Consider the following 21,729-nt stretch of genomic DNA (forward strand, 5'->3'; position numbering starts at 1 on the left):
CGCATATCCGCCAGTGGCTCTCTATGAGGCCCTGTTCTTTATCTGGATAGGCATCGGTGCTTGGCTTCACGTGCCGTGCGTCTTGGCGGCGTAAACAGACAACGAGTCGCGGCTCTTCTGCGCTGGCTTCTCGATCGTAGGAGCCGGCTGTGTCGCAGGCATGATTGCTGTGCTGCTGAAGCTGATGCTGATTGCCTTCGAGGTTTGCTGTGTCTCAGCGAAAGACCCTGTCTATGAGCAGCCGCTGACTGTCCTGTACCGGATTCTGATGTTGACTCCGGCTGGGTTGAAGTCCCGCAAAGCGGCCGGCATCAGGCTGTGGGCGCAGAGTTCCGCCGCACAACTGTATCGCTCATTTTCGTCGCTGACATGCGGGTACTGGATCCAAGGTTGTTTTGTGCGGAGGAAGTACAACTTGTCGAGGCGATCTCCGCTCGGTTGGACGCGGGTCATCAGCACTGGGGGTCCGGGTGCTGCGCACAGAAGGAGCATCCTTTGATGAGCGCAGGGAGGCTGTGAGCCGTGGCAAAAGACAGGCCGATCGATTGGCGAAATGGAGCTCCAACGGCTGCGGGCTGTGGGTTCACAACGCTAGGTTCTTCATATTGGGAAAGCTGACAGTCCGCTCATTCCAACGAGCTGCCCATGGCCGAACTGACTGAGTTGTGGGTAGTGTCCGCGGTCGCTGCACGGATGGAGGTCATGCGGGCGTCGTGCACTTCTTTGGCCACGAAGTGAACCAGAGGCTCTGTATCGTCCATCAGCGCACCCAGAATAATTTCGGGTATGTCGGGATTCAGTGCCACGAGTAAAGCCAGATCTATGCTTTGAGTTGCTAGGTCCAGGAGAACGCTCCTTGGCGTTGAGCCGTTGAATGCAACAGCCTGACGAACCTGCTCGTCTGAGTCATGAGCGAGCGATGCCAGCAGATTCGCCGGCGAGTTCGGATTTGCAGCAACTGCCCGACGAACGCGTTTGCTGCGGGCTTCCCCACCTAGGAAGGTGAGAATATCTGGACCTGTGTTCTGGTCAAAGGCTACCTCCATGCGCACTTCTGCCCGCGTGTTTGAGGACATTGTGACGAGCGTGGCGCGGCTTCTTGGTGACGGGCGCCGCTGTCTGTCGAATTCGGTTTTGGCGGCATCAAGGGATTCTCCGCGATCGTGAAAGGCTTTTCGTGCCGAGGGATTGGCTAAGGCGGTGGCTTTGACTCTAATGTCTTTGTCGTCCAGAAGGCGATTCAGTATGTCAGTGTCCAATTCCACCCTCTCTGCTACCGATCGACGTACCGTCGGTGAGCTGTCGTCAGAGAGTGCGACCAGCTCAGTTCTGGGCGTAGCTTCGTTGACAGCGACTCGCGATCTGACGTATTCATCTGAGTCTGATGAGAGCCTGCACAAGACCTCGGTGGGTGTTCGTTGATTTCCTGCAACAGCGGCTCGAACATAAGGATCCGCCACGTGGGAAAGCCTAACCAGTGCGCTGAGTGGCGTTCGCTCATGGCTGGCCGCCAACGCGCGTGGGTCCGGGTCCCGGAACCGGCTTTTGGACAGGCGCGCAAGTGCGTCAGCTATTGCGTCTTCCGGTATGTCACCGTGGTCGTGTCTGAGGACGACTTCGAGCACGTCGGAAAGCCCTTCGTCCGGGGCCTCCTGCAGAAGCGACGTAGCAATAACCGTGAGGAGGTCATCAGAGAGGTTTTCGTTGTCCAGAACCGCCATGCGCACTTGCCAGGATGAGTCGACGGCGAGCTGTCGAAGAATGCTGAGGTGGAGTCCATCGCGCTGCGCCACCATGGTCCGTACTTCGGGGCTCTTGTCAGAGGAGAGCCGCGTTAGCGTCTCCGGCGGGAGATTATCCAGCTGTGCCAAGAGAACGCGTGTTTCGGTGAGGCGACTCTTCATCATCGTCTCCATTAGCGATGTCCGCGCATCCTCAGCCAAGGCCGGATTCTTGAGCAAACGTTCACGGACGGCTAATGATTTTTCGGCGCAGAGGCGGTCCAGCACCTCCGAAGGGGTGGAACGGTGTGCCGCAACGACCTCAAGAACCTCATCGCTAAATTGGGCCCGATTGTAGCGAAGCGTGTAGGAGTCCACAGAGGAGCCTTGGGCGCGGAACCTCACCCGTGCTTCCCGAGAGGAGCCCAACTCAGCGAGCAACGGTGCGAGGGTGCTGTCCATCAGATCGGTTGACCTTCGGAGCGTGCGCCATCGGATTTCAGGATTAGTGTCGGTGAGTAGGGAATCGCGGACTTCAACGGACTCAATGCTTCGATGCCAGGCAGCGGCTTGGCGCACGAAATCGGGCCGATCGGCACGCATCAAGTCGTGGGCAACGTTCTCAGGAAGATTCACGTGGGACCATTTGGGGCTATCGAGTCCGCGTCCCGATTGGAGACCCCACTGCCAGCTGGACTCGGGAATGTTCAACATCGGATTCCAGGACTCTGACGTCTCGCCCAACGTCAGGAGGAAGTTTCCGAGCCAAGGCAGATTGGACCAGGCCTTGTCAGGATCGCGCGAGATGCTGGTGCCGGCCAGGTCTCTCGGAGATTCGTTGGTGGGATGCATCATGGGCGCACGTTCAAGGCCAAGGTGCCCAGGGTTCGATTTCGCAGCCCATTGAACGCTCGTGTGCTTATCTGCGGTCAGGCCCTTGATGAGAGTCAGGGGTGTCCTTGGATTCGAGGCCACGGCCCTGCGCACAGCGGAGCTTCGGTCGCCGGTAAGGGCAAGCAAGACGCCTCTCGGGGCCTTTTCGTTCATGGCGACCGCCTCGCGAACACTCCACACCCGATCCGTCGTGAGAGCACGGATGGTGGCTTCGGGAGTTGACGGGTTGCGGCCGACACAACGGCGGATACTCGAGTCGTGATTTCGGGCCAGCTCAATCAGGGTCTCGAACGGGGTGTTCCGGTTCTCGGCGAGTAGTTGATACCTGCGGCGTTCGGATACTGGCTCGTTGATCGCGAGCTGGGTTCTTCCCGTGGAACGAACGAAGTCCTTTCGTAGCGTGGGTAGGAGCAAGTCCGGCTGTCCTGAGAGTAGACGGGTAAGGCTCCATGTCGGCATCAAGCCCTGACGCGGAAGCCATATTCCGACACGACGAATGCCCAGGCTGTCATTGAGGTCGAGCATGACGTAGCCAAGGAGCTGGAGCAGGAATTCCTTTAACTCGGACACGGTGAGACTGTTGTAGACCTTGCAGTCGATGAGGGTGTCACCAATGATCCAGTCCGCGTCGGCTCCTCCGACAAGTTCGGAACCCGCAAATGTTGGGTTCGGGCAGAAGTCCGCTCCGTCGGCGATTTCCGTTCGCCATTCTTCGAGCTGGGGCTGGCTCACATCAGCCAACGAAGCGATGTCACCCACTGTCATCGAGCTGATTTTGTTCGCGAAATCTGAACCATTGACTGCGTCATCCAGCAACTGTCCGGTACTTCCGGTCAAAGCCCGCGAACCGGTACGCATGACCCGCTCGCAGTGGCCCAGGAGTATCGCGGCCACGTCAAGGTCGGCGGCGTCTCTGGGTTCCTCTATCAGTGCCTTCGCTAAGTCGAATATCTCAGAAAGCACATTTACTCGATGGTGACCGTTTTCGATCAGCTCCCGATACTGGGCTGCCCGACTGATTCCTGCGGCTGCAGCTGATTGCTGCGTGTCGAATCCAGGGAGTTCCATGCGCACACGGAAATCGAATGCGGTTCCCGACAACGTTCCCTGCACGCCAGCGGCTCGTGGAACGATCGCTTTGCTGTCTGCCAGTGCCTTAAGCCCGAGGTCGCTGGCAGCGATCTGGGCACTCTCAGTGTTGCCGGCAGCCGCCTCCAAGGCGGGCGAAACATGCTTGAGGAAGGCACGAACCGGCGAACCGGAGTCCTTCAGGAGATCGGTGAGGCTCAATGCTGCTCGAAGGGGTAGGAGAAACCCTGGGTTTGGCTCATGTCCCCAGCGTACGGTTCTCCAATGACAAGATTGCATTCGTTGTTGGAGGCGCCAAACGTGCCGAGCGAAGGCTCGTGGACATTGAGGGTCGTGGCCGTGTCATCTTCAATTCCTTTGCGCGGCCCGTCGCCGTGGTTCCGGATTAACCTTGCAGGAGCAGGGCCACGGTAAGGCTGATGCCGTTCAAGACCGACTCCAGGGGCGGAAATAGTGTTTCTCGTCACAATCCGAACGAGACGATGTTCTGGAACCGGCCGAAGGCCTACTCGTTGGCATTTGGGAGTCCCCCGAGATATGCGCCAATGCAGTTCTCCAGCAACATCAAAGACGCCGGACTGATCTCGTCCAGTGAAATGTCTCCCAAGTGCTCGAAGACGCCTATGTCATGCTCAACGCCAATCCAGAAGCGGTGGACGTCCCGAAGGATTTCGACGGCGTCAATAAATATTTGTGGGTCGAGATTGCGGTCCGGGTCGATAATGAAGCTTGCTAGTTCGTGAGTCAGCTCGTGACGATGACTATATATGGCATCGAGGCGCTTCGCCTGCGCTGCCGTTATGGCGTCCATGTCCACCAGCCATGCAGCTGCAGCGGCGAAATCCTGATTGCGGCGGTTGATCCAACCGCTCGAAAGCGCGGCTTCCACGACATGTTCGTTGTAGGCCGCTTGGTCAAGGACGGAGCCGGTTTCGTCGAAGCGGGTGCGGTAGAAATCGCGGACCCGTTCAAGGATGGCTTGCTTCAACATTTCGTGCGTCATCTGGTACAGCCCAGCAAACGATAGAGTTGCCCGGATCGCATCCGGTTGCAACTTTGCCAAGAGCATCGCCTCGTACTCGTCTCTTGAGCGACCACCAAAGGGGTGCGCTTGTTCCGGCATGGTCGAATCTCCACTTGTATAAGGGCAGTGTCTGATCGTTCGAGGCTACCTGCTTGTGGCCGTGCCGTTCGGTGCATCCTGGCGGGGACGCGGAACTGATGGCTGTAAAATTGGTTGTCTATCTGATCGTCAGCGCTTATGAACCTGAAGGGACTTTGAACAGTGGATCCAGAGGACGTAGCCCAAACAGATGGTGGGCTTCGCCGCCTTCGCATGGTGGAACGGATTCACGAGCATCTGAGGGCGATCCCCAATCTGGTTGAGGTCAACGTCGATCTCTTGAAGGGTGTTGATCCTTCATATGACGATAATCAGGTGTTCACGAGCGATGCGAGCCTGCTCAAATCCGAAGGTGTAGCCACATTTGACATCATGGCTGCGGGGATCTTGCATATGGGTCTGACAGCTGAAGGCAAGGACTTGGCTGAACGCTTCGTGTTGCTCAAGGGCGACTCCATGAAGCGCCTCGAACATGCTGCCAACGTCATCCTCAGGTGGCTAACTGACCTAAAGATGTCGGGAGCAGAGGCGTACTCGTTGTCAGAAGTTCATAAGACTTCGAGTGCCAACTATCTTGGTGATCCGTTCTCGGAGGACTTGGTGGGTACGGCTTGGGAACAACTCAAGTCTCTTGGCTTTGTAAAGGAAGCGATCGTAACTGCCGGCGGCGAAGCCCTCAGGCCTTACGTTACGCCAGAAGGAATCCGCTGGGCCCGATCGCGCCGCTCGGTGTTCGACTACCAAGGAGGAACTGCAGCTGTGATCAACAACTTCAGCCACAATCAAATCTCGCACTCTGCGATTGCTGTGGGGAACAACAATGTCCAGACCGTTTCGCTGACGCAGGAACAAGTGCAGTCCATCGTCGAGACTATTGGTGCAATCCGCGGACTTATGGGGGCATTACCCGTTGAAGAAAATATCAGGGAAGCGGCCGAGGACGAGTTGGCTGAGCTGGAGGGGGAGCTCAACGAGCCTGGCGTCAGCAGCGGCAAGGTCAAGGAGCTGCTGGGCAAAGTGGGGCAAACCCTCACTGAGGCTGGCTCCAATGTTCTCGTTGCTGCGGTCAACGGGATCATTCAGTCGGCGATGAATGGAACGTTGGCCGGAGTTCAGGGCTGACGCGGCTATTCAGCAGAATATCTCTGGGACGGATTGATGAACCGTGGCGGTCATCCCGCTCAGCAAGTAGTGCCCTAGCCGCTCCGCATATTCCGCTTTCGCGAAAGTGGTCCGTTACTTTTATTTTCGCGTTTCTGGTACCCACCCCTATAACTAACAATGAGTGGCGTGACTATATGAACTCCGTGCAACCAAAGTTGATATAGGCGGTTGGTACCAAAATCCCCGGAATTACGCGGGTTCCGGCTTATGTGTGGACGCCATTGCGGCAAGGGAACGACCCACCGTTGTTGCACCCGGCGCAGACCTCCCCGTTGAAATGGGAGCGCAGTGGACGCTTTCCGCGCTCAGGCGCCACGACGCCGCCCAGTGGCATGCTGACACGGATGGGGTGGACTCGCTCATCCATGGCCCCGTGGTGCTTGAGGAGCCACTGAGGGAAGATATGCTCCTTCGACCGACTCCCAGCGACGTTGTCGCAGAACCAGGAGAAGGGGACTGGCTCGACAACCCGGTGGGCGAGTGGGTGGCCCGTCGCGATCAGGTTCCGATCGGACTTCCGCGGACTGTCAGGATCTACGGGCTGTTCGCTATCTGACGGCATCACTTCTCCTCTGCGGTGTGGACAAACGGTGGCCAGACGCGCGACTCGGCGGCGAGCTTCTCGTTTAGCGTCAAGATCGCGTAGTCGAGCCACTCTCGTCGATCCAGAAGCGCTTGCCAGTCGTTCGACTGTTCCGCGTCTCAGAGCGGTTGAGCCGCTGCACCTTATCGGCGTCGACCCGCCTACAGCGCCGCTAGACTCGACCGAGCGACACAAGTTTCACTGGATGTCGCCACTAGCGTCCAGCTTACCGGGCGATACACGGCTTCGCGTTACGCTTGGCGCTATTATACGTAGGGCCTATCAAAGCATGACGAACAGGGGTGGAGATGCAGCACGCGGGGGAGAATGCGGCCTACGAGGAATTTTGCGGATTGGCGCGCAGTGCCTTGAAACGTGAGGCGGATCGTCTACTCATCGACTCGTTCGACGAGCTGCTTTCGTTGGACAGCACGTGGCACCCCAACGGCTTCGCGGTGTTCCATATCAATGACAACCACGACCTTGGAAAATTACGGCTTCATATTTGGCCGGAGGTGGGGAGAATAACCCGACCCGACGACGCGCCAATCCATACGCATGTGTGGCACCTCTGCAGCCAAATCCTGGTCGGTGCCTATTCCGAGACTCTCTATGCGACGTCAATTACCGGCCTAGGGGAGACAAGGGAGTACCACACTGCTGACATAGACTACCTTGTGGACAGGGATTCTTTCACTGCGCCGGGCAAAGCGCTTCTCAAGCCGGTCCTAACGAGCCACAGCGCTGGGGGAGAGTTCCATGAGGTTCCCGCCAATGTCCCCCACGAAACGCTCATAGGGAAAAACTCCTTCGTCGCTACTCTCCTTCTTACATCTCATCCAGTGTCAGAGCGGGCAACCATGTATGCATCGCATGAAATTCGAGCGAGTACATACGATCGTCCAGCGCTGAGTCAAGATGAGAAGTCGAAACTCCTTCGACGGTTAGAGCAAGAGCTGAGGAATCGGGTAGGGGCCGTTAATTGACCAAACCACCCGGACGCTGGAGCGCTTTCTGGCACTTCATTTGGGCGCAGTTGGATGATGTTATCCTGGTTGTCGCCGGGACTGTATTTGCAGTCGGAAGTTTTATTGAGCCGGTGGAGAAGTTCCTCCACCTTCCAGATGACCTGAGCCCCGTTATTGTCGGAATGCTCGCTTTACTCGCATGGTCTCAGATCAGAAGTCGGGGCGAGATTTCGAGATTTGCCTCCATTTGGAAGAGCGCTCGAACAAACCTATTCTCGTTGAAGTTTCCCCAAGAATACTTGGATGCGCAGACCAAGGTTTCGCACAGCTACTTCTATACGGGTGCCACGATGCAACGTACGATAACCGCAATGCGCGAGCACCTCATTAGAATACTGAGCCACAATGGGACAGTCCGAATACTACTACCGGACCCAAATGATGAGCGTCTCCTAGAAATGATTGCGGAGACGCATCCAAATAAGACCGCTGAAAGCATCAGGAGGGATATCCGATATGCGTTCGGAGTAGCTCAAGCCCTACCTAACGACAAAGGCACCGTAGCTCTGCGCACCATTAACTTCGCACCAAGCGTTGGGATCAATGCAATGGATGTGGGATTCCCCACGGAAATGCTCATGGTCCAAATGTATGAATTCAAAGGCAAAGCCGAACGTGCACCCATCTTCATCCTAGAAAAGGATGACGGCCATTGGTTCAAGCACTTCGCCGAACAATCAGATCGCTTGTGGGACAGTGGCACAGACTATCCGCGCGAAAAAAGTAGCGCAGCCGACAAGTGAAGAGCGTTGCCTACTTCGGTGTGACGCGCCATGATTTCGGCAGCCGCGACGTCTCGATGAACGTCGTTTCTTGAGACTTGCCCGTCACGCGCTTTTGCCTGTGGCAATCGTTCTGAGAACCAGTCCCAAGCTTCGTCGCGCAGAGACCAAAGAAGCCTCCAACGGACATGCTTCTCATAAGCACGCGTCACGAGGTTTATCGCTGTGATCTGTCCGGATGTGTTCTTCCGGATCCAGCCAAGTCCATAGGCTCCCATGCCGTGCGGATCGTCCACAAAGCCCCCAGGTCGGAAAGCTAACCAGTTGGTGCGTGCGGGTTCCTGGAACAAACACAAGTGCCACATTAACTTGACCACCTTCCTCGGCATACACTTTGTTTTGCTCTTTGCGAGACTTCAGGCCACGAGGGAGGAAATATCCCTCTTGGAAGTCGTACACGGCCTGAAGTGCGGTATGAGGTTCAGTGGAGGCAGCGTCAATATCTTCACCTTGGCAGGCGTCTTTCACTCGCACAGACGCGACCTCGAGAGCTCGAAGGCTGAGTGGGTAAGAGGCGCGAATCTCAGACACGTCGTACACGTTGCGATTCTGGGGCTCTGGATCGGGGGCCAGTCCTATGAAGTTAGCCGTCCCGGAGACGCTTCCAAAGTCGGCCTCAGCACCTGACCACTGCGCGTGGGATCAGGAGTGACTCACTTCGAGACTGCGATCATCATCGACCCAGACATCAAGACCAACCTTGCCGCTTGGGTTGTAACCTACCGGCATTGTTGCGGGGACCGTAATGGTGCCGACCAACCGTATTGGCTGGGTCTGCTGGTCTTCGAGCTTCCCGCCGTCATTGGACTGCTTGGAAACTGGAAGGCTGAGGACTTCATTCACTTCGATCGTCACTACACACGAGGCGACCTGCATACCAATCTCGAAATCAGCAACAGAGACCGAAAAGTCAGTGTGGTCGGGCCAATCTACTGTGCCAAAGCCGACGCCATAGACATATTGGTAAGACTTCGATGCATATTCTTCTGCAGTGTCATCTACCGTTTGGATTGCGCGCTCCACTGCCTGGCCCAGCAGCAGAGATACGGAAACGCCAGTTACGAGTTGGATGGCCGCGAGTAGACGCAGGCTTTCATCATCCAAATGGGCTGAAACACGACGATTCGACGCATATAAACGAACAATCGGCTTACGCCCAACGGAACCCACATGGAATGCAGCTATGACTGCTTGGTTGAGGTCAACATCCCAGAGGAGATCGAAGTCTGCGGCTGTATCGGAAGTCGCAACCCTAACCAGCGATTCAGCGGTGTCGCCATGTCGACGGATGTCCGCCTGTACCTTGAACGCCGCCTTCATAAGCTTTTCTGAATTCTGAAGTTCCAGATCCAGCCTATTCTCAGATAGAACCTTGCTCCCCTTGATGCGCGCAGAGTTGCAGTCGGAGCAGCAGGCTCGAAGATTTGAGATGTGGTGGACGCCCTTGTTAGGCAGTCTTCCGCCAACCTTCGCCCATAAGCCGTTGAAATCGACCCTCTCGGTCTGAGGGATCACGTGATCGATTTGGGTGCCCACGAAGCCGTCGGGATCGCCGCAGATATAGCATTTCTTTTCTTGGGCCTCCCATAAGGACCAACGGAGCAACCATCGATTTTTGGCATCCGAATACGAATCGACTAGGTTGCTGATGTTCTGTGCCACATGACTCCTCAACGGTAGGTGCCTATAGCCTAAGAGATAAACGAAAGCAGTGCTTTGGCTGTCGACTTTAGGGCGGCACTAGGCCTGATGTTCACTGTTCACTCGTCCCCAACCTGCAATCAGCAGGATGAAGTTCTGCGCGGCAGATACGTGATGTCCAATAAGGTGTTTGTTGGGTAACCGCAGCGATGCCGCCATCACGTTCCTCAGGTGCCTTCCCGTGAAATCCGCGGCGGCCCAAACGTGACCCAAATGGGCCGGGGACTGCCCCGGGGGACTGCCCACGGGGCAGTCCCCCGCTTTGGTACGCCCAGCATGGGCATTTGCTTGGAGGTGAGAGTCCTCTGGAGGAGAAGGTGGTTTAACTTCTAGCTAATGGCAACTGCGTCATCGTGAGGTGGGGTGGGAAGGAAGCCGGAGGCAAATCCCTGCACCGAGGGACACGAACCGCATAGAAGGCATGCTGGTCGGGGTAAGCCAGCCAAAGATGGTGAAGCCCGTTCCACCGAAACGGCCAGTGTGTAGATGCGGCGGCGGCAGGGGGAAAGTGAATGTTCTTATCTGGGGAGATCTGTCCCAGTGCGTCACCTGTTTCGGGTGGAGCGGTGCGGCTCTAAGGGCCGTTGCTGATGGGGCAGAAGTCAGCCGAGGCCATAGTACCGGCGGGAATTTTCATGGTTGCCGGGAAGGGCTGAACGCTGGGAATTGATGGTTTGAAGCGATGCTTCTCGTGTGTTCCACAAGAATCGCAGCCAACCCACGGGAGTGGTGGGACAGAGAGGAAGGTATGAACGGTGAATCCGGGAGGGCCGCTGTCTGTGCGTAGTGAGGATCCGGCGGGTATCGGGGAGAACATCAGGGATGGTCAGGGTCTGTGGGAGGAAGTCTTCTCCCGGGAGAATCTGATGATCGCGTTGAAACGTGTTGAGCGTAACCGGGGTGCTGCCGGTGTTGACGGACTGCGCACGGAGGAGCTTCGTGCGTGGTGCTTAGGACATTGGGCAGAAACGCGGGAAGCGTTGGACGCGGGGACTTATGCTCCGTTGCCGGTGCGTCAGGTGATGATTCCCAAACCTGACGGTGGGAAGCGGAAACTGGGAGTACCGTCCGTGCTGGATCGGTTGATTCAGCAGGCAGTCGCGCAAGTCCTGTCCCCGGTCTTTGATCCGGGGTTCGTGCCGGTCTCGTATGGGTTCCGGCAGGGCAAAAGCGCCCATGATGCGGTGAAGGTCGCCCGAACGGTGATCGGTCAAGGGTATCGGTGGGTGGTTGAGGTTGATCCGGATGCGTTCTTTGACCGGGTGAACCACGATGTGCTGATGGCCAGGGTTGCGCGGAAAGTGAAAGACAAGCGGCTCTTGAGGCTCATTCGGCGCTATCTTGAAGCCGGGATCATGGCTGATGGGGTGCGGCAGCCAACGGTGGAGGGAACTCCGCAGGGGTCGCCTTTATCTCCGTTGCTGTCGAACGTCATGTTGGACGATTTTGATCAGGAGTTCTGGGCTCGCGGGCACCGTTTCGTGCGGTATGCCGATGACATCAGAATCTTTGTGAAGTCCAAGAGAGCTGCGGAACGGATGCTGGAACAGGGCACGAAAGTTCTGGAACGGGACCTGAAATTGCGGGTCAACCGGCAGAAATCCGTTATCAATCCGGCAAGGGTAGCTACGTTGCTGGGTTTCGGGTTCTACTTCACGAAAGCCGGGGTGAAGATCCGGGTCGCTCCGAAGGCGTTCAAACGCATGAAGGACCGCATCCGGGAACTGACCTCCCGCAAATGGAGTGTCTCCATGGAATACCGCATCCAACAACTGAACCGCTACGTCCGGGGATGGATGGGCTATTTCCGGCTGTCACTGACACCGAGGAAGTTCTCCGACCTTGATGAGTGGTTCAGGCGAAGGATGCGCCAAATCCGGTGGAAGGAATGGAAGAGGCCGCGCACCCGTGTGGCGAATCTGCGCAAGCTCGGGATCAGGCCTAATCTGGCCTACCAATGGGGCATGACCAGCCGCGCCTATTGGCGGATCGCGGGCTCACCCATCCTCCACAGGGCCCTCGCAACCGAGTACTGGGCAGGGCAAGGCCTCATTCTCTTTCGCGCTGCGTGGGATCGCTTTCAACGACCTGGCGAACCGCCGTATGCGAGGCCCGCACGTACGGTGGTGTGAGAGGAGGGCCGGGAAACCCGGCCCTCCTACTCGATTGGCCACTAATGCCCCCGCTTCAAGCCAAGCCCACTTTTGGCCCAACGCCGGACGGCTACTGACCTGAAACCGGGGTGGTTTGTGGCCTGTTATGGGCTGTGGACTGATCATGGGCAAAGAACCGGGCTGGTTCTGCCCAGAAATCGGCCAACTATGGACGCAAGGTCCGAGCGGAGCGCAAATCTACCGGGCTCCTGCATCTGTACTGGATCTCTTCCTGCGCAGCTCAGACCATCTCCGGACATCTGTGGCCAAAATCAGCCCGCACATGGGCACAAGCTTGCAACTTTCGGGCTGCATTTTTCTTGCCCGCCGGCGCTCTTCGAGCGCCACGCTGGAGCGGATGCACACTGCTTGGGAAGAGCCTGGGGAGGGGGTGGGTGGCGAGGCACTGGCCCATTGCCCCAGTGCCTGCCAGGTGGTTCCACAATTCGGTTACCTCGAGGTGGCAAAGACCCTCCAAGGCGGACACAGAGCTCTTGCCACCTCGTGATAAATGTGTTTCGGAGGAACGCTGCACATCATGGCAGGCCAAGGACGAGGGGGTGCAGGGCGGGGCAACACAGAAGCGAAGGTCAGTCCGATGACAGCCGCCACCCACCCCTTCGAAGGATATTCCCTGGGTAATAAGACCTGCCCTGGCTAAGACCTGCGCTGCAGCGGGGTAGAACATTCTGGAAAAGCTGCTCAGCCGGGCCCTGCAAGAGATCGTAGAGGCCAATGGGTGGAGCGACTGGAGCAGAATCAGCCACAGCTGTCGCCGGCCATCCAGCAGCTGCTGTGACGAAGCCGCAGAGGCTGCTGAAGGGAATCTTGCAATAGCCCGTTGCAACAAAGTCGTCGGGAGCGCAGGCGGCTTCCTGACGAACTGTGCAGTGGTGCCACCAACGACGCAGCAGCCGGTGGGGGAGCAGCGGCAGTGTTCATGGAGCGACGACCGGGACAGCGTCCCCCGCCTCCCTTTGGACGCTCTGAGGCTGTGCGGAGCAGGGTGCGACATCCATTGGACCAGGACACGCAGAGTCCTCCGAAGCGGTGCCAAGAGGACGTGCTGACCAGACCGCCGAAGCGGCTTCCATACCCATGCACCATGGTGCCAAGGCACGACATCAGCAGCTGCAATGCAGCACCTCGGCACGGTCTCCAGGGACAGTTTCGTACCTCAGCAGTCCCCTCCGCCGCCACCTCGTATGGAACCGCTGCTCCTGCCTTCACAGCGGCCTGTTGCCACAGGAGAAGAAGGGGCCGGTTACCCCGCGCCCGTCCGTTCGAGGTACTCCGCAGTCCAGTGGTTTAGGAACAGCCCTCGGTCGTCTTTGGAATGTCACAGCTTGTGAATCGTCGGCTGGGAGAGAATCGAACGGTGCAATGGCTCCAGCGCATCAGCGACGATCTGCCCAAGGTGGCCGAGGATCTGAAGCTGGCCCGTCGAGTGCCCCAAGAGCATCGGGGACATGGTGCTCAAGGTTGGCTCGCCGGGCTCCTTCGGTACGCCGAAATGAACTCCGCCCTCGACGTGCGAGTAGTAGCGGATCACGCTATTTACCTTGAGATCCTTCCCTTCGGCAACTCCGATGACGGTCCTGAGAAATTGCTTGAGGGTCAACGACGATGGGTCCGGGCCGGCGACGATTCTCTCGTCTCCGATCCCGAAATTGCGCGTCAAGCCGCGGCCGCAAGTCTGTCCTCCAGGTCGTTCCACGAATGGATGCGGAAACTCACCGGCACCTCTCGCCTCACGGCACGAACCGTTGGAGCAGCGGCGCGTCATCGATCAGGAGCTTGCGCAGCAATGGCGCGATGCCCAGCAGCTCGTACCGCGTGCGCATCGCCGGGTTCTGGCACCTGCGACGGATATCGTCGACGGTCTCCACAAACAGCCACTCGGCAAGGATCATCTGCTCGCCGATGCTCCCCGCCATCAGCCGGCAGCCTGCTCGTCCGAGGCCAAGGGTACGTGCGCTGAGCTAATTACCAGGGTGAGCTCCCTCATCGATTCGCCCTTCACCTGCCTCGTTCCCACGTAAAGCTCCTGTCGACTGACCTCAGTATCCCACCGCCCACCCCGTGTAGGTCCGCCTCGATGATCCGCGCGACAGAACCCGGCCGCCAACGCTCGGAGAGCATCCTACGAAGCATGGTCAGTTGTCCTGATTGACCCACCTCATAAAAGATCTTTGGTTACCATTCATGGCCTCCCCGGTTCACCGGGCTGATAGAGAATGAATAGGGGTGGCGTTGATGAACAGGCTTCACCAGCGCTGAAAAACGAATCTCAGAGGCAGTTTCTTCTCTGAATCAGGGAAATTACCAGATGCGGAGTACCCATGTCCTGTTTCATCATTCACTGGAGGCACAGCTCTGAGATGAGTCGTTGAGTGAGGTGTCGACAAGTGTCTACTGACTCAGGTACCTGACCAGAGTGGTACGGTGCCCACTTGGCACCAAGGGTTTTCGAAGTCATGTCGTTCCCTCCCTTCCTGTCCATGAAGTCGTGAGCCCAATCAGCTCATTCCATTGGAAGACGACTGGATGGAGCACCAGATGTTTCTGGCAGCGGTGGATCCTGGGATCACACCAAACGCGAATTTCCCTTTTCTTGAGTCGTTGAAGCAGATCGGCGGGGGCATCCTCGTCGGTGCCTTCATCGTCATCGCCATCGTGGCGATCATCGGAGCCGCGATGCTCCTGGCCGGCAAGCTGAGCCAATCCTCGCGGCTCGCGTCCGGCGGAGGCGTGATTCTGCTGTGGACTGGCCCGGTGGCGGCCATCCTCGGTGGGATCAACGGCTACATCCTCTGGTCGCAAACGGCATTCCCACTCGGCTTCTGAGCAGCCATGCCTGTCGATTGCGACCTCAACGGCTGGTGGCCGCCAGGATGCGGACTTGTTTCCCAAGCGAACGACGGCATCCAAGGTTCCATCACATCCATCTTTGCCAACGTCCTGCAGAACATAGCCTCCTGGATGTGGGGCTTCATCACGGGCGCCTTCACCTTCTCCGATGTCGACGACTCCCAGTGGACCGCCATCGGAGGACTAACCAACTGGTGGGTCATCGTCATGATGACACCGCTGGTCGTGGTGATGATCATCCAGCTCCTATCGGGGCTGTTGAGCCAACAGCCGCGACGACTGCTGCGTGCCCTGATCGGGGGAGCGATTGCCATCCCGCTGGTAGCGGCGGCTGTATATGTCGTTCGTCAGCTCACTCGAGCCAGCGACCAAGCTTCCGCTGCACTCCTGGAATCGATCGGTACAGACCCTTACGTCGTCTTCATGCGGTTGTTTGGCTTTGAACGAGCTCCTCAGGGCTCAGACCGGGAATGGAATGTCGTCTCCCTCGCGCCCGGTAACCAGGGCGGCGCAGTTGGAGGCGCGATCGTCACTGTCATGGCTGTCGTCGTGGTGTGGATACTGGCGTTCATCCTCATGTGTTCGATGATTTTCCGGACGTTCGCGCTGGCAGTCCTCGCCGCAGTGGCTCCCGTCGCCCTCATGATGCTGCCGTGGGAGAAATCCAAGGTGTGGGCCGGGCGTTGGTGTGAAATCGTCGTCGCCCTTCTCCTTGCTAAACCTCTGGCGGCGACTGTCCTGGCAACCGCCATCAAGCTATTTGCCGATTCGAAGTCCTTCGCGGGGCTGGCCGCCGGAACTGTCGGGATGGTCCTGGCCTGTGGAGCACCATTGATGGCGCTTCGACTCGTCAGCTTCGCGGGTGGAGAGTTGGCCGCAGCGGCTCAAACCGCGGGCGGCGGCCACGTTCTGTCGCGGAGCAACAGCGTTGCAACGCGACAACTCAGTCGGCAACTTGGCGGTCGCCTGACGATCGCGTCAATGATGGCCCGTTCCTCAATTGCACGTCCTATTCCGTCGAGCCGCCGAGAAATCCCCACACGAGCTCTGCCGCCTTCCGTTCCGCTGCCTCGGAGCCTGACAAGTACGACGCCGGTACACCGCACGGGCGGTGACGTCGCCTGGACGGACCGGTCGTCGTCGGGCAGTTCCAACTCCAGCACATCAGTCCTACGGGGGCAGGTGGTCACTGACCGCGAAGTCAGCACGAGCACGAACGCGAACCGTGCTGGAGCTGGCCCGGGAAAGACAGCGTCCCCGGGCACTCGACCAACAACGCGAGCACCTGAAGTCAGAGCCCCAAACAGTGCCTTGCCATCGACCGAACTGCCTCCGATCAAGCACAAGGACACCTACAGGCCTCTACCTCCGGACAAGTCCAATGAGTGATGAATCGCGGGCGCTGGAGCCCGTCAAATTTCCTAGGTACGAACGCCGCGGAATCTTCATGGGGTTGAAGTGGTATCAGCTTGCGCTGGTAGCCACAGGCATTCTCGTGGCGATTATTGCCTCGGCTGCGGGCGGTCCTAGCGGCCTCGTAGTGACAGCACCGATGTGGGTGTCTCTGGTCCTGATCGGAGTGCTCCAGTACTCACGGATTCCGTACCCAATTTGGGGCAGCCTTATCGTGCTGTTCTTCGTGCGGAGTGTTCTTGGACAGACCCGATACCTGGCTCGGCCGGAGCGTCCGGTCAAAGCAGGAAAGTTGGCTCTGCCCGGGGGTCTGGGCAACCTCAAGGTTCAGCCACTTTCGCGTGGCGAGTGCGTGATCCTAGACGCCCCGGGCAAAGAAGCTATGGTCGTGCTTCGTTGTAGCACCCGATCCTTCGCTCTGCTCGACGACGATGACAAAGCCTGGGCTGCTCAAGCCTGGTCCCGAGTGCAGGCGGGGCTGGCCCAACGATCGGACATCGCCCGGATCGCTGTCCAGGACTACACAGTGCCGTACCCGTCGTCAGCGCTGCAGGACTTCTACGATCGAACGGTCACCGCTGTAGACGGCGAGCGCAGCTCGTGGGGGCAAGTTGCGTACCAAGATCTAATTTCTGCGGCCGGGTCGGCGATGAGCCACGATGTGCTGCTGTCGCTGGTCGTGGATACGTCAAAGTCTCGCCGACGAATCAAGGAATCAGGTGGTGGAAAGAACGGTCTCGAACGGTTGCTGCGTCTTGAGGTCGGTGCGATCACGACGTCGTTGGCGACTCACGGCGTAAGGGTGGACGAGTGGCTGTCCGAGTCAAAACTGCTCAGCGTCCTACGCGGTGCTTTTGATCCCGAGACCCTCGCGCACGGATCCGCCAAGTCGGAGCATCAGCCCAGCGAAGAGATGCAGCCACTTCGTCAGAGTTCCGGCCCTATGGCCGTCGAGGAGCACTGGACCTACCTTCGAAGCGACTCTGGTTTCCATCAAACGTTCTGGGTCGCCGAATGGCCGCGCCAGAAGGTGTATCCAGGCTTCCTGCACCCGCTCGTCTACGTCGGCGACTTCAGGCACACCGTTACCCAGGTCATTCGCACTGTGCCGACGATTGAAGCTCTGCGCGACATTCGCTCCGCCCAGGAGGCTCACGAAACACGACGGCGGATCAATGCGCGTTTCGATCGTCCGACGACGCGGGAGCAGCGTGCTGAGGAAGAAGAGGTTTCTCAGCGGGAAGAGGAGATCGTCGCAGGACACGGCGATGTCAGACCCACGGCCTTCGTCACCATCACCGCCGAATCTCTGGAAGACCTGGCCCGGCATCGACATGAACTCGAATCAGCGGCCGCAGGCGCATTTGTTGAACTGCGTCTGCTTGCGGGCCAGCAGTGGGCCGCGTTCATCGCTGGAGGACTTCCGTTGGGGCGGGGATTGCGATGAGTCTCAAGAGCCAAGAGGTGACCTACACGCCGTCGGGCACTCGCTCCGAGCGGAAGGACGCCAAAAGGGCGGCGGCCATGGAGTCGACTTCACCAAAAAGGCGGCTCTTCCACAGCGAAGAGGACAAGTCGGCGGAAAGCCACGACCGCGAGCGCCTTCGTGGTGACTGGGGGAGCCGCGAGGCCAACTCCTTGTGGGGTCCTCATCGCTTGCGTCCGGCTCCGCACCGAGCATCCACCATGACGTTCGCGGCTGCCTACCCGTTCATCACGGAGTCCGGCCTTGGCCATGAAGGTACCTACATCGGAACGGATGTCTTCGGCTCCGGCGCCTTCTCGTATGATCCGTGGATTCTCTACGACAAGGGAATCATCAGCGGACCGTCGATCGTTGTCATCGGCACGGTGGGGACTGGTAAGTCGATGTGCGGGAAGTCGCTTGTTGCGAGGTCCATAACTTTGGGCAGGAAGGCGGCCGTGGCCTCCGATCCTAAAGGTGAGTGGGTTTCGGTAGCCAACGCTGTGGGCGGCAAGGTCATTTCTGTTGGCCCGGGTCGGTCGGCGCGGGTGAACCCGCTAGATGCTGGACCGAGGCCGAGCTTGCTGACGGACACGCAGTGGAAGGCCGTCGTGCGGCAGCGGCGCCGGCAACTACTCGTGGCTCTCGTGTCTCTCATGCGACAGGGCACTCCGCTGCATCCGGTTGAACACACGGCGTTGGACATGGCGTTGATGGAAACGACTGCCGAGAACTCGACACCAACGCTCCCCATGGTGCTGGAGCACCTGCTCAATCCATCCCCGGAAACCTTGGCTTTGGTTGGTAGGGATGGCGGCGTCGCTGTAAGTCACTCGCTGCGAAGGACCGTTTCGGGTGATTTGGAAGGTATGTTCGACGCTCCCTCGACCGTGGAGTTCGATGCAGACGCGCCAATGATGGTGATGGACACGTCGGCCCTGATCGGCGCGTCCGAGCAGGCGCTGTCTTTGGCTGCCGCCTGCAGCGCTACCTGGCTGGAAGCAGCGGTGACAAACCCCGACGGCGGCAAGCGGCTCGTCGTGTACGACGAGGGTTGGCGGATGCTTGCCGATCCGTACATGTTGGCGAAGATGAGTGAGCAGTGGAGGCTCGCGCGGACCTACGGGATCGCCAACCTGCTGATCATCCACAAGGTCGCTGACCTAAATGAGATCGGCGACAGCACAAGCGGCCACCGGCAGAAAGCGCTGGGGCTGCTGACGGAGGCGGATACCCGCATCATTTACCGGCAGAAGCACGACGCCATGCGGTTGACCAAAGAGGCATTGGGGCTCACTGAGGCTGAGTGTGATCACGTTGAGAACCTGCCCAAGGGTGTCGGGTTGTGGAAGGTAGGGAATCGCTCGTTCATCGTGGCGAACCGGGTGACTACCGATGAGCTTGAGGTTTTCGGCACCGATGATCGGATGCACCTGTGAGGACACGAACAGGAAGCACCAACCCGATGATGTCGGTAGGTCTATGGGCGATTGCTGGCTATGTGGTCTTCTGCTTTCTCGTCCAGGCCGCTGCCGCTCTGGTGACGCCGCGGCAGTGTGGCGGCAGGCCGCCGTCGTCCTTCAATCCCATGGCCGGCGTCGGGCTGGTAGTAGGCCGGGTTGACTGGATCTCACGGGAGTGCGCGCCCGACCTGGCTGCAGTCTGGTGGATCGTGGGCAGTGTGCTTTCAGTGGTCTCGGCGCTCGCGGTTGGGGGAGTGCTCGGCTGGAAGATGTGGAAACAATCCGGTGCGTGGCTCCGGCAAGACATCCTGAGCAGGGACGGCGTGGCCGGAAGGGCGGAGATTGTTCGCGACTTTGGCTCCCGAGCCGTCCGACGTCGCGGTCTTTACGCGCGTCCCGGGCTTAGCCGACCGAGTATCCAAGACGTCTCGTGGACGCTCGGGCGCTCGCGGGGTGTGACCATCCACGTCTCGACGGAGGAGTCGATGGTTATTCAGGGTGCGCCTAGGTCGGGCAAGGGCCTGTATGTGGTCATCAACGCGATCCTTGATGCGCCAGGGGCGGTGGTCACGACATCAACGCGTGCCGACAACCTGGTGGTGACCATGAGGGCCCGGATGAGTGATGGGCGGCCTGTTACTGTCTTCGATCCGCAAGGTATGTCGGGACTGCCCTCGACGCTTCGGTGGTCGCCTGTCCGTGGGTGTGGGGATCCTGATATCGCCACCCGTCGAGCCCTGGTGATTACTGCAGATACTGAGATGAAGGGCGAGAACGCGGCGTGGCAGAAGCGGTCGCTGATCGTGCTGCAGTGTCTTCTCCACGCGGCGGCTCTGTCGGGCGAGGGTATTGCTGCTTTCCGCCGTTGGTCCTCCAGCCCGGTCCTGGCTCGCGAGGCATTGGACATCCTCGGCCGAACGGGAGCTGCCCTCGGTTGGCAGTCGGACTTGATGGGGATCCTGGAGGATGATCCCCGCAATACTTCGAACTCGTGGATCGGAGTCTCTGCAGCGGTCGCACCGTTGTCCTCGCCACGGGTCTTGGCGGCGCTGAACCCGCAAGACGAAGCCCAGGAGTTCGACCCGAAGGCATTCATCAGACAGCGGGGGACTTTGTACCTGATTGGCACTCGCTCCGGCGCGGCGGCCGCTGGCCCGTACTTGTCGGCACTGATCGACGACATCGACAATGCTGCTCGCGAGATGGCGTTCGTCTCGGCCGGCGGGCGACTGGACCCACCGTTGTCACTGATCCTTGATGAGATTGCCAACCTGTCTCCGTGGCCCGGGCTTCCGGTTGTGCTCTCTGATGGAGGAGGTATTGGCATCTCGACTCTTGTGGTCCTTCAGTCCCTATCCCAGGCACGTAGCGGTTGGTCGATTGAGGAAGCCGCGACTATTTGGGACTCCGCGATCATCAAGGTCATCTTCGGGGGCGGGTCTGACGAGCGTGACCTGCGCTCGCTGGCAGGGCTGCTGGGGGAGCGCAGCCTCATCATGAACACCCGGTCCTGGTCCGCTCAAGGACGCCAGGACGGCGAACAGATCCGGGACACTCCGGTGATCCGCTTGGACGAGATCCGTCGACTTCCGGTTGGTACTGCTCTCATGCTCGGCCGAAGAACTCGACCCATCCTTCTTGACCTGCGGGACTGGCACAAACGCAAGGACGCTGCTGAACTGGGCCGTTCGAAAGTTGAGACGGAGCGGGAGTTGGCTGCGGGTCACCTGACCCGGCAGGAATCGCACCCTGAGGTTGAATCATGAGCACCCAGGCCGACGATTCTGACTTTGAAGTTGGCCGAGTCTCTGACCTCGATGACGAACTGACTGCGGAGTTGTTTCGCTCGTCGTTTCAGCCCTCGCCGCGCACTGTGGGCGTCACTCGCCGGTGGCGAGACATATCACCAGAGCAGGCTGAGGTTGTGTGGCAGAGCCTCTTTGAATGGGTTCGATGGTTCGTCGCCACCTACCAGCTGACCACCTCCGTGGTGCCGGATTGCTGGTGGCGGCATTCGGAAGTCGTGGCCGAGCTCTATGCACTGCAAAGGGCCGAGATGGCTTCCTTCACTGCTGAAGACTCGGGCTTCGGTCCGTTGGCCTTCCACGAAAGGCTCCCACACGCCGTCGAGCGTCTCCGAACCCACACGAGAACGGCAGGGTGCGTCGGTCTGCAGAGCCACAAGGAGCCGGTCACCAGGGTTGTGCCAGCGGAACCGGCTTTCGATGACTGGAAGTTGAGCGCCCATCAGTTTGGGGTCTGATCCGGTCATGGCGTCC

General features: G+C 59.0%; 16 protein-coding genes. 11 read left to right on the top strand and 5 right to left on the bottom strand.

The window, feature by feature from the left end:
* Positions 1 to 626 precede the first annotated feature (626 nt).
* Complete coding sequence (locus tag ACNAOT_RS09410; RefSeq protein ID WP_420180828.1) at positions 627 to 3,905, bottom strand: HEAT repeat domain-containing protein; 3,279 nt, start codon at positions 3,903 to 3,905, stop codon at positions 627 to 629.
* Between ACNAOT_RS09410 and ACNAOT_RS09415 the strand changes: the two genes are divergently transcribed.
* Complete coding sequence (locus tag ACNAOT_RS09415; protein ID WP_420180829.1) at positions 3,905 to 4,093, top strand: hypothetical protein; 189 nt, start codon at positions 3,905 to 3,907, stop codon at positions 4,091 to 4,093. The two genes, ACNAOT_RS09410 and ACNAOT_RS09415, sit on opposite strands and share 1 nt — an antisense overlap.
* Positions 4,094 to 4,209: 116 nt before the next feature.
* Here the strand turns inward: ACNAOT_RS09415 and ACNAOT_RS09420 are convergent, their stop codons facing one another.
* Positions 4,210 to 4,827: a hypothetical protein gene (locus ACNAOT_RS09420; RefSeq protein ID WP_420180830.1), complete on the bottom strand. Its 618-nt coding sequence runs from the start codon at positions 4,825 to 4,827 to the stop codon at positions 4,210 to 4,212.
* Positions 4,828 to 5,106: 279 nt separating this feature from the next.
* Between ACNAOT_RS09420 and ACNAOT_RS09425 the strand changes: the two genes are divergently transcribed.
* From ACNAOT_RS09425 to ACNAOT_RS09435, 3 genes are all read left to right on the top strand, one after another.
* Complete coding sequence (locus ACNAOT_RS09425; protein WP_420180831.1) at positions 5,107 to 5,949, top strand: hypothetical protein; 843 nt, start codon at positions 5,107 to 5,109, stop codon at positions 5,947 to 5,949.
* 253 nt (positions 5,950 to 6,202) lie between these two features.
* A complete protein-coding gene (locus ACNAOT_RS09430) occupies positions 6,203 to 6,547 on the top strand; it encodes a hypothetical protein (RefSeq protein ID WP_420180832.1) in 345 nt (114 codons plus the stop codon).
* Positions 6,548 to 7,556: 1,009 nt separating this feature from the next.
* Positions 7,557 to 8,345: a hypothetical protein gene (locus ACNAOT_RS09435; protein ID WP_420180833.1), complete on the top strand. Its 789-nt coding sequence runs from the start codon at positions 7,557 to 7,559 to the stop codon at positions 8,343 to 8,345.
* 681 nt (positions 8,346 to 9,026) lie between these two features.
* Here ACNAOT_RS09435 and ACNAOT_RS09440 read toward each other — a convergent pair.
* Positions 9,027 to 10,046: an HNH endonuclease gene (locus tag ACNAOT_RS09440; RefSeq protein WP_420180834.1), complete on the bottom strand. Its 1,020-nt coding sequence runs from the start codon at positions 10,044 to 10,046 to the stop codon at positions 9,027 to 9,029.
* Positions 10,047 to 10,864: 818 nt separating this feature from the next.
* Between ACNAOT_RS09440 and ltrA the strand changes: the two genes are divergently transcribed.
* Positions 10,865 to 12,217, top strand: a complete 1,353-nt coding sequence (ltrA, locus tag ACNAOT_RS09445; protein WP_420180835.1) for a group II intron reverse transcriptase/maturase — start codon at positions 10,865 to 10,867, stop codon at positions 12,215 to 12,217.
* Positions 12,218 to 13,577: 1,360 nt separating this feature from the next.
* Here the strand turns inward: ltrA and ACNAOT_RS09450 are convergent.
* Positions 13,578 to 13,919, bottom strand: coding sequence for a hypothetical protein (locus ACNAOT_RS09450; RefSeq protein ID WP_420180836.1), 342 nt, complete (start codon positions 13,917 to 13,919; stop codon positions 13,578 to 13,580).
* 70 nt (positions 13,920 to 13,989) lie between these two features.
* Entirely contained in the window at positions 13,990 to 14,175 is a 186-nt protein-coding gene (locus tag ACNAOT_RS09455) for a hypothetical protein (protein WP_420180837.1), read from the bottom strand.
* Positions 14,176 to 14,797: 622 nt separating this feature from the next.
* Here ACNAOT_RS09455 and ACNAOT_RS09460 point away from each other — a divergent pair.
* The 6 genes from ACNAOT_RS09460 to ACNAOT_RS09485 are packed head-to-tail and all read left to right on the top strand — an operon-like array spanning position 14,798 to position 21,713.
* The gene (locus ACNAOT_RS09460; RefSeq protein ID WP_157372120.1) at positions 14,798 to 15,085 is read left to right on the top strand and encodes a hypothetical protein; all 288 of its coding nucleotides are present in this window, start codon (positions 14,798 to 14,800) and stop codon (positions 15,083 to 15,085) included.
* Between the two features lie 6 nt (positions 15,086 to 15,091).
* Positions 15,092 to 16,498 (top strand): type IV secretion system protein, encoded by a 1,407-nt coding sequence (locus ACNAOT_RS09465; protein WP_420180838.1) that lies wholly within the window; start codon positions 15,092 to 15,094, stop codon positions 16,496 to 16,498.
* On the top strand, positions 16,491 to 17,969 hold the full coding sequence (locus ACNAOT_RS09470; protein ID WP_420180839.1) for an SCO6880 family protein: 1,479 nt from the start codon (positions 16,491 to 16,493) through the stop codon (positions 17,967 to 17,969). Before ACNAOT_RS09465 ends, ACNAOT_RS09470 begins: the two co-directional genes overlap by 8 nt.
* Positions 17,966 to 19,426 carry an ATP-binding protein gene (locus ACNAOT_RS09475; protein WP_420180840.1) on the top strand — a complete coding sequence of 487 codons (1,461 nt, stop codon included), beginning with the start codon at positions 17,966 to 17,968 and terminating at the stop codon, positions 19,424 to 19,426. The genes ACNAOT_RS09470 and ACNAOT_RS09475 overlap by 4 nt, the downstream gene beginning before the upstream one ends.
* Positions 19,423 to 21,216 carry a type IV secretory system conjugative DNA transfer family protein gene (locus tag ACNAOT_RS09480; RefSeq protein WP_420180841.1) on the top strand — a complete coding sequence of 598 codons (1,794 nt, stop codon included), beginning with the start codon at positions 19,423 to 19,425 and terminating at the stop codon, positions 21,214 to 21,216. Before ACNAOT_RS09475 ends, ACNAOT_RS09480 begins: the two co-directional genes overlap by 4 nt.
* Positions 21,213 to 21,713, top strand: a complete 501-nt coding sequence (locus ACNAOT_RS09485) for a hypothetical protein (protein ID WP_420180842.1) — start codon at positions 21,213 to 21,215, stop codon at positions 21,711 to 21,713. The genes ACNAOT_RS09480 and ACNAOT_RS09485 overlap by 4 nt, the downstream gene beginning before the upstream one ends.
* Positions 21,714 to 21,729: the final 16 nt, after the last annotated feature.

Source organism: Paenarthrobacter sp. TA1.8 (assembly GCF_048595705.1).
Classification (GTDB): domain Bacteria; phylum Actinomycetota; class Actinomycetes; order Actinomycetales; family Micrococcaceae; genus Arthrobacter; species Arthrobacter nitroguajacolicus.

Bases quoted from the DNA above. Each gene is read 5' to 3' on its own strand.
- ACNAOT_RS09415 (WP_420180829.1), top strand. From the start codon at position 3,905: ATGCTGCTCGAAGGGGTAGGAGAAACCCTGGGTTTGGCTCATGTCCCC.
- ACNAOT_RS09420 (WP_420180830.1), bottom strand. From the start codon at position 4,827: ATGCCGGAACAAGCGCACCCCTTTGGTGGTCGCTCAAGAGACGAGTAC.
- ACNAOT_RS09455 (WP_420180837.1), bottom strand. From the start codon at position 14,175: ATGGCGGGGAGCATCGGCGAGCAGATGATCCTTGCCGAGTGGCTGTTT.
- ACNAOT_RS09460 (WP_157372120.1), top strand. From the start codon at position 14,798: ATGTTTCTGGCAGCGGTGGATCCTGGGATCACACCAAACGCGAATTTC.
- ACNAOT_RS09465 (WP_420180838.1), top strand. From the start codon at position 15,092: ATGCCTGTCGATTGCGACCTCAACGGCTGGTGGCCGCCAGGATGCGGA.
- ACNAOT_RS09470 (WP_420180839.1), top strand. From the start codon at position 16,491: ATGAGTGATGAATCGCGGGCGCTGGAGCCCGTCAAATTTCCTAGGTAC.
- ACNAOT_RS09475 (WP_420180840.1), top strand. From the start codon at position 17,966: ATGAGTCTCAAGAGCCAAGAGGTGACCTACACGCCGTCGGGCACTCGC.
- ACNAOT_RS09485 (WP_420180842.1), top strand. From the start codon at position 21,213: ATGAGCACCCAGGCCGACGATTCTGACTTTGAAGTTGGCCGAGTCTCT.